This window comes from Vibrio sp. V43_P6S15P86 (assembly GCF_009904725.1).
In the GTDB taxonomy this organism is placed as follows: Bacteria; Pseudomonadota; Gammaproteobacteria; order Enterobacterales; family Vibrionaceae; genus Vibrio; species Vibrio diabolicus.
Map to the genome: position 1 here is coordinate 1 of NZ_WXWT01000068.1, position 6,928 is coordinate 6,928.

A 6,928-nucleotide genomic window follows, 5' to 3' on the forward strand; every position below is an offset into this window, starting at 1 on the left:
GCGTAAGCTTATTCGTACGATTCTCGTATGGGTTATCACTGTTGTGGAAGTTAATGCGAATCGGTGTTCCCATAATTTCCAGAGACTTACGGAAGTAGTTCATCAGATAACGTTTATACGAATCTGGCAATTCACGAACCATGTTACCGTGGATAACAACGATCGGTGGGTTGTAACCACCTGCGTGTGCGTATTTGAGTTTGATACGACGACCACGAACCATTGGCGGCTGGTGATCATCCACTGCCATCTTCATGATACGCGTCAGTACTGACGTACCCACACGCGTTGTCGCCGAGTTATATGCTTCTTGGATAGATTCAAACAAGTGACCAACGCCAGTACCGTGCAGCGCAGAGATAAAGTGGATACGCGCGAAGTCGACGAATCCTAGACGGCGGTCCAGTTCTTTCTTCACGCTTTCTTTCACGTCACTGTCTAGACCATCCCACTTGTTAACGGCGATGACAATTGAGCGGCCAGCATTCAGTGCAAAACCAAGCAAGCTTAGGTCTTGGTCTGAAATATTTTCACGTGCATCAATCACCAGTAGAACGACGTTTGCATCTTCTACCGCTTTCAGCGTCTTAACAACAGAGAACTTTTCAACCGTTTCATTGATACGACCACGACGACGAACACCTGCGGTATCAATTAGTACGTATTCGCGTCCATCACGCTCCATCGGGATGTAGATAGAATCACGCGTTGTACCAGGCATATCGTATACAACTACACGTTCTTCACCTAGAATACGGTTAGTCAGTGTCGATTTACCTACGTTAGGACGACCGATGATCGCCAACTTAATCGGCTGCTCTTGAAGGCGCTTGAATTCAGCTTCTGCGTCTTCTTCAGTGTAATCTTCAACAAGAGGCTCTTCGTCTTCGAATCCAGTCAGGTCTTCAATCTCACCGTCTTCAGATTCACTTGTTAGTAGATCATCAAAGAATGGAGATAAAGCTCGCTCAAGCAAAGCGGTCACACCACGGCCATGAGCGGCCGCAATCTGATACATATCATCCACGCCGAGCTGCCAAAAATCAGCACACGCCGCATCGGCATCAATACCATCTATTTTGTTTACCACCAGCATCGCTGGCTTTTCAATTTTACGCAGATGCGCAGCAATTGCTGCATCTGAAGGAGTCAGACCAGCACGACCGTCAACAAGGAACAATACAACATCAGCCTCATCAATCGCGGCTAATGACTGTTCTGCCATCTTTGTTTCCACGCCTTCTTCTGTGCCATCAATACCGCCGGTATCAATCACAATGAATTCGTGCTCTTCACCAAGTCTCGCCTGGCCATACTTACGGTCTCGCGTTAGGCCTGGAAAGTCCGCAACCAACGCGTCACGAGTGCGAGTCAATCGGTTAAATAGTGTAGATTTACCTACGTTCGGACGCCCTACTAGAGCTACAACAGGTACCATAACAACCTCTACAATAATCTTTCTTCTGTAGTTATAGGTAACGACTTGCTCGATGCCAAATCAAACCAGCTTTTTACCTATAACCACGTCAGGGTTAATAAATTCAAACAACAAAACGGCTCCTAGCTGTCACCAGCCAGGAGCCGAATGTGAATTATATCACGATATTATTCGTTAATGGTTAGTTTCTTTACATCGCCGTTGCGAGTTGTAATCACATAACCATCCGACAATAACGTCGGGCCAACGGCCAAGCCGCTATCATCGATAAACTGCTGCGCAACAAATTCGCCCGTTGAACGATCCATCCAGTGAAGGTAACCAAGCGTGTCACCGACAACGAGATAATTGCCGACAATAACTGGCGCTGTAAGTTGTCGGTGCTCAAGCAAGCTGTTTTCCCACAACTCAGTCCCACTTCGTGAATCAACGGCAACAACATGATCTTTTTCCGTTATCACAAAGATGCGGCTACCATCTGTAGAAATGTCTGTTGCAGATGAGTAATTACGCTTCCAAATCGGGTTCGCTGAACGCAAATCAATGGCGATAAGTTGACCATTGTATCCAATGGTGAAAAGAGTACCACCTAGCACAATTGGCGATGAATCAACGTCAACCAAACGATCAATTTCTGTCGCGCCTTTTGGCGTACCAACAGGCTGTTGCCAAATCAGCTGACCACGCTCAACGATAGCAGCTGCGAGTCGGCCATTTGCCGTTCCCCAAAATACACCGCCGCCAATTGCAGTCGGAGTGCTGTCACCACGTAAAGTTAGGTTCGGCACTTCTGTACTCAATGCCCAGCGTTGCTCACCTGTACTCTCATTAAGTGCAATCAACATGCCTCGGCTAGTATTGATGATAATAAGGCCTGAATCTGCAACTGGCTTCGCCAGTACCTCACCACCAACTTTTACACGCCAAATAATCTCACCTGTTTCTTGGTCAAGAGAGATGACTTCACCATTCTCAGAGCCAATGTAAAGGTTTCCGTATGCTGCAGTGATACCACCAGAGAGACGAGCAATGACATCTTCTTCTAGGTCCGTTTGCCAACGTTGTTTACCGTTTTCAGGATCCAGCGCTTTTACTAAGCCATCGCGACTTGCCACGAACAATGTATCATTCGCAAATACAGGGGATAGCTTTGAAAAGTAATGACCAACACCATCGCCAACCGATGTGCTCCACTCACTACTGGTTGTAAACTCACTGTCTACCTGAGGTAGTGGCGCCATTACAATAGTATCTTTCTCACCAGCACAACCGGCAAGAATTCCCATTGTTAACGCCCCTAACAAGGCTTTGTTAAAGACTCTTTTCATCCAATGCGGTCCTTATTTCGCCAGATCGTCCAATTTCATTTGTAGTGTCGGGCTTGCGTCTGCCGCTTGCTGAGCTTCAGTATACGCAGCGTATGCGGCATCTTTGTCACCTTGGCGAATCGCAATATCGCCACGAAGTTCAGCAATACGACCTGTCCATGCTGCATCAGTGACGTTACTTAGCTCTGCCGTTGCAGCGTCAAAGTTACCCATTTCCGTTTCAATGCGCGCAATACGGTAACTAATCAATGGTAACAGCGCAGCATCTTGAGTGTTGCTTTGCGCCCACTTCAATTGCTCTAATGCAGCAGAAAGATCTTGAGCTTCAACTTGTGCTTTAGCAAGTTGTAGCGCAGCCAATACTGAATATTCTTTTACTTCATTTGACTCAATGAAAGCTTTCACGTCAGCTTGAGCATCAGTACCTTTATCTTGCAAAGCATTCATTGCTGTCGTGTAGCTTTGAGAAGCTGCTTCACTCGCCTGAATCACAGAATCCTGGTAGTAACGCCAGCCAAATAGACCACCTAAGCCAACAACCGCACCGATGATGACGGCTTTGCCGTTTTCCTTCCACCAGTCTTTAATGGCTTCAACTTGTTGTTCTTCAGTATCGTAAAGTTCCACTTCCTGTCCTCTTAAAACATGTAAATGGCAGCTTAGCTGCCATTGTTCCTATTTCGTTTAAAGGCTCCACATTTGGGAGCCTTAGCTTACGAACTAGGATGTAATTTTGTTAGATTACTAAAAGACTTAAATCAGTGCTGCGATCTTTTCTGCAACTTCTGCTTGGTTGTAAGTCTCTTGCTCACCACCGGCCAAATCTTTCAGTACTACGGTATTATCCGCAACTTCGTTTTCACCCAGAACTAATGCTACAACAGCACCAACTTTGTCTGCGCGTTTAAACTGTTTCTTGAAGTTACCGCCACCGAAGTGATTCATCACACGAACGCCAGGGATAGACTCACGAAGCTGCTCTGCTAGCTTCATTCCTGCCATCATGGTGCCTTCGCCTGCTGTTACTACGTAAACATCCACACTGCGACGAACATCTGTTAGCTCTAATGTTTCTAGCATCAGAACAAGACGCTCTAGGCCCATTGCAAAGCCAACTGCTGGTGTTGGTTTACCACCTAATTGCTCTACAAGACCATCGTAACGACCACCGCCACAAACGGTGCCTTGAGCACCTAGGCTCTCAGTGATCCATTCAAATACCGTGCGGTTGTAGTAATCCAGACCACGAACTAGACGTTCGTTAACTGTGTATTCGATACCTGCGGCGTCTAAAAGTTCACATAGACCTGCGAAGTGTGCTTTAGATTCTTCACCTAAGTAATCTGAAAGGCGAGGTGCATCACCTAAAATAGCTTGAACGTCAGGGTTCTTCGTATCCAGAACACGCAGTGGGTTCGTGTGCATGCGACGCTTACAATCTTCGTCTAGCACATCAATATGTTGCTCAAGGAACGCAACCAGTGCAGTACGGTAGTCTGCGCGGTCTTCTTGAGAACCGATAGAGTTCAGCTCAAGACGAACATGTTCATTGATACCTAGCTCACGCCATAGACGCGCCGTCATCATGATAAGCTCTGCATCAACATCTGGACCATTTAGACCAAACACCTCAACACCACACTGGTGGAATTGACGGTAACGACCTTTCTGCGGACGTTCATGGCGGAACATAGGCCCCATGTACCACAGACGCTGTTCGTCACGGTTGATCAGGCTGTTTTGAATACATGAACGTACACAACCCGCCGTACCTTCAGGGCGAAGTGTTAGGCTGTCTCCGTTACGATCATCAAAGGTGTACATTTCTTTTGAAACGACGTCTGTCTCTTCACCAACAGCGCGGCTGAATAGGTTTGTTTCTTCAACGATTGGCATGCGCACTTCGTTATAACCGTATGCGCTAATTACATTTTTCACTGTGTTTTCTAGTTTTTGCCACAGTGGCGACTGAGTTGGGAGGCAATCGTTCATGCCTCGAATTGCTTGAATTGTTTTTGCCACAATACTTACCGTAATTCTCGTTGAGATTAATCTTGTACTTTAACTTCGATGCGGTTTTCGCCATTCATCATGGCGGCTTTCGCACGGATCTTAGCTTCTAGCTGATTCACAAGGTCATCGTTATCAAAGCGCTCTTTCTGGCGTTTACCATCTTCGTAGAATGCGCTCTTCTTGTTACTGCCTGCTAGACCTAAGTGAGAAACTTCTGCTTCACCAGGGCCGTTTACCACACAACCGATGATAGACACATCCATTGGCGTGATGATGTCTTCTAAACGCTGCTCAAGTGCATTCACCGTGCCAATCACATCAAACTCTTGACGCGAGCAACTTGGGCAAGCAATAAAGTTGATGCCTCGAGAGCGAATGCGCAGAGATTTAAGAATGTCGAAACCGACTTTGATTTCTTCAACTGGATCGGCAGCCAAAGAGATACGCAGCGTATCGCCGATCCCTTCAGATAACAGCATACCTAAGCCAACAGATGACTTAACAGCACCAGCACGAGCACCACCCGCTTCTGTAATACCCAAGTGAAGAGGCTGATCGATTTTCTTCGCTAGCAGACGGTATGAATCCACCGCAAGGAAGACGTCTGAAGCTTTCACGCTAACTTTAAATTGGTCAAAGTTAAGACGATCGAGATGATCTACGTGACGCATCGCCGATTCAACCAAAGCTTCTGGCGTTGGTTCACCGTATTTCATCTGTAAATCTTTTTCCAAAGATCCACCGTTGACACCAATACGGATTGGGATGTTTTTATCGCGAGCACAGTCAACAACAGCGCGAATGCGCTCTTCATTGCCGATGTTACCTGGGTTGATACGTAAACAGTCAACACCGTACTCCGCCACTTTCAGCGCGATACGATAGTCGAAATGAATATCAGCCACTAATGGTACAGAAACTTGCTGTTTAATCAGTTTGAAAGCTTCTGCTGCGTCCATGGTAGGTACAGAAACTCGAACGATATCTGCACCGACTTTTTCTAGTGCTCGGATTTGAGCGACTGTCGCTTCTACGTCAGTCGTGCGAGTGTTAGTCATTGACTGTACGGCAATTGGCGCACCATCACCAATTGGCACATCACCCACATAAATACGCGTCGATTTACGACGAATAATTGGAGATTCGTGTTGCATAATTTTTTATAACGGTAGAGTGAATCTAGCTACTTTGCCTGAAGTATACCCAGAAAGGTCGACAGGTTCACTTGCAAATGTCATTGTAACCCCTTCCGGTGCGCCTAATATCACTTTAAACGGCGCTTTTCCGGTAAGTTCTACATCTTGTCCTGGTTTATGAGTACCACTTACCAGCGTTTTACCATTGGTGTCTTTTACTTGAATCCAACAGTCCGCTTTAAACTTCATAGTAAGAAGTGTCATGCCTTCAGGTACGACTGGCGCAGGCTGTTCCTCTTCCGCAGTTTCAATCACGGCAACAGGTTCTTCAGAATCTACGCTTGTTGTATTTTCAGTTTCAGCAAGCAGAGGATCGCTACCTTGCTCGACTGATACTTCACTCGTTTCAACAACATCATTACTTGTTGAAACAACGTCTTCAGGAGTACTTGCGATTAACTCCTCAGCCGTCATTAAATCGATATCAGCTAACTCTTGCGCTGTGGGCTTCGGCGCTTCAACACTTGAATCAGTAACTTCCTTCGTTAGGCTATTCTCTTGCTGGTTTTGCCACCACCAAGCTGCAGAAATACCAATAATGACCAACCCGATAACCCAAGTCAGGAGCATGATACGACTATTGTGCTTCTCATCTTTTGTTTTGCGAGAGAAACTCTGCATTTCAATTTCTTGCTCTTGTGGCTGTACATCTGCTGTCTGCTCTAACGCAGTCAAAACCATCTTCTCATCAAGGCCTACGAACTTCGCGTAAGAACGCAAGTAACCACGCGTAAATGTCGCAACTTGTTGAGACTCAAATCGGTTATTTTCAATATCTTCAATAACAGAAACGCGAAGCCTCAGGCGATCAGCAACTTGCTTTTGACTCATCCCAAGAGATTCGCGTTTGTTTTTCAGTAATGTGCCAGCTTCAATAGAAAGTGGCACTTCATTCGTATTTTCGTGTTCTGTCATAATGGTGGTATTTAATCTGTTTTAGTGGCTAACGTGGT

Annotated in this window: 6 protein-coding genes; all 6 read right to left on the bottom strand. The window is 46.1% G+C overall.

Translation table 11 applies throughout. From position 1 onward, the window contains the following. The coding region (gene der / locus CAG69_RS03070; RefSeq protein WP_161442671.1) for a ribosome biogenesis GTPase Der at window positions 1-1,438 on the bottom strand (1,438 nt) is incomplete at its 3' end. 167 nt (window positions 1,439-1,605) lie between these two features. Beyond that, complete coding sequence (gene bamB, locus CAG69_RS03075) at window positions 1,606-2,766, bottom strand: outer membrane protein assembly factor BamB (protein WP_161442673.1); 1,161 nt, start codon at window positions 2,764-2,766, stop codon at window positions 1,606-1,608. Between the two features lie 12 nt (window positions 2,767-2,778). Next, window positions 2,779-3,393 (bottom strand): YfgM family protein, encoded by a 615-nt coding sequence (locus CAG69_RS03080; RefSeq protein ID WP_005391529.1) that lies wholly within the window; start codon window positions 3,391-3,393, stop codon window positions 2,779-2,781. A 126-nt stretch (window positions 3,394-3,519) separates the two neighbouring features. Further along, on the bottom strand, window positions 3,520-4,788 hold the full coding sequence (gene hisS / locus CAG69_RS03085; protein ID WP_046874336.1) for a histidine--tRNA ligase: 1,269 nt from the start codon (window positions 4,786-4,788) through the stop codon (window positions 3,520-3,522). 26 nt (window positions 4,789-4,814) lie between these two features. Then, the gene (ispG, locus tag CAG69_RS03090; protein ID WP_005391537.1) at window positions 4,815-5,933 is read right to left on the bottom strand and encodes a flavodoxin-dependent (E)-4-hydroxy-3-methylbut-2-enyl-diphosphate synthase; all 1,119 of its coding nucleotides are present in this window, start codon (window positions 5,931-5,933) and stop codon (window positions 4,815-4,817) included. A 6-nt stretch (window positions 5,934-5,939) separates the two neighbouring features. Beyond that, on the bottom strand, window positions 5,940-6,890 hold the full coding sequence (gene rodZ, locus CAG69_RS03095; protein ID WP_104971309.1) for a cytoskeleton protein RodZ: 951 nt from the start codon (window positions 6,888-6,890) through the stop codon (window positions 5,940-5,942). Between the last annotated feature and the right edge of the window lie 38 nt (window positions 6,891-6,928).

Excerpts from the sequence above, each read along its gene's own strand:
- bamB (WP_161442673.1), bottom strand. The coding sequence starts at position 2,766 with ATGAAAAGAGTCTTTAACAAAGCCTTGTTAGGGGCGTTAACAATGGGA.
- rodZ (WP_104971309.1), bottom strand. The coding sequence starts at position 6,890 with ATGACAGAACACGAAAATACGAATGAAGTGCCACTTTCTATTGAAGCT.
- ispG (WP_005391537.1), bottom strand. The coding sequence starts at position 5,933 with ATGCAACACGAATCTCCAATTATTCGTCGTAAATCGACGCGTATTTAT.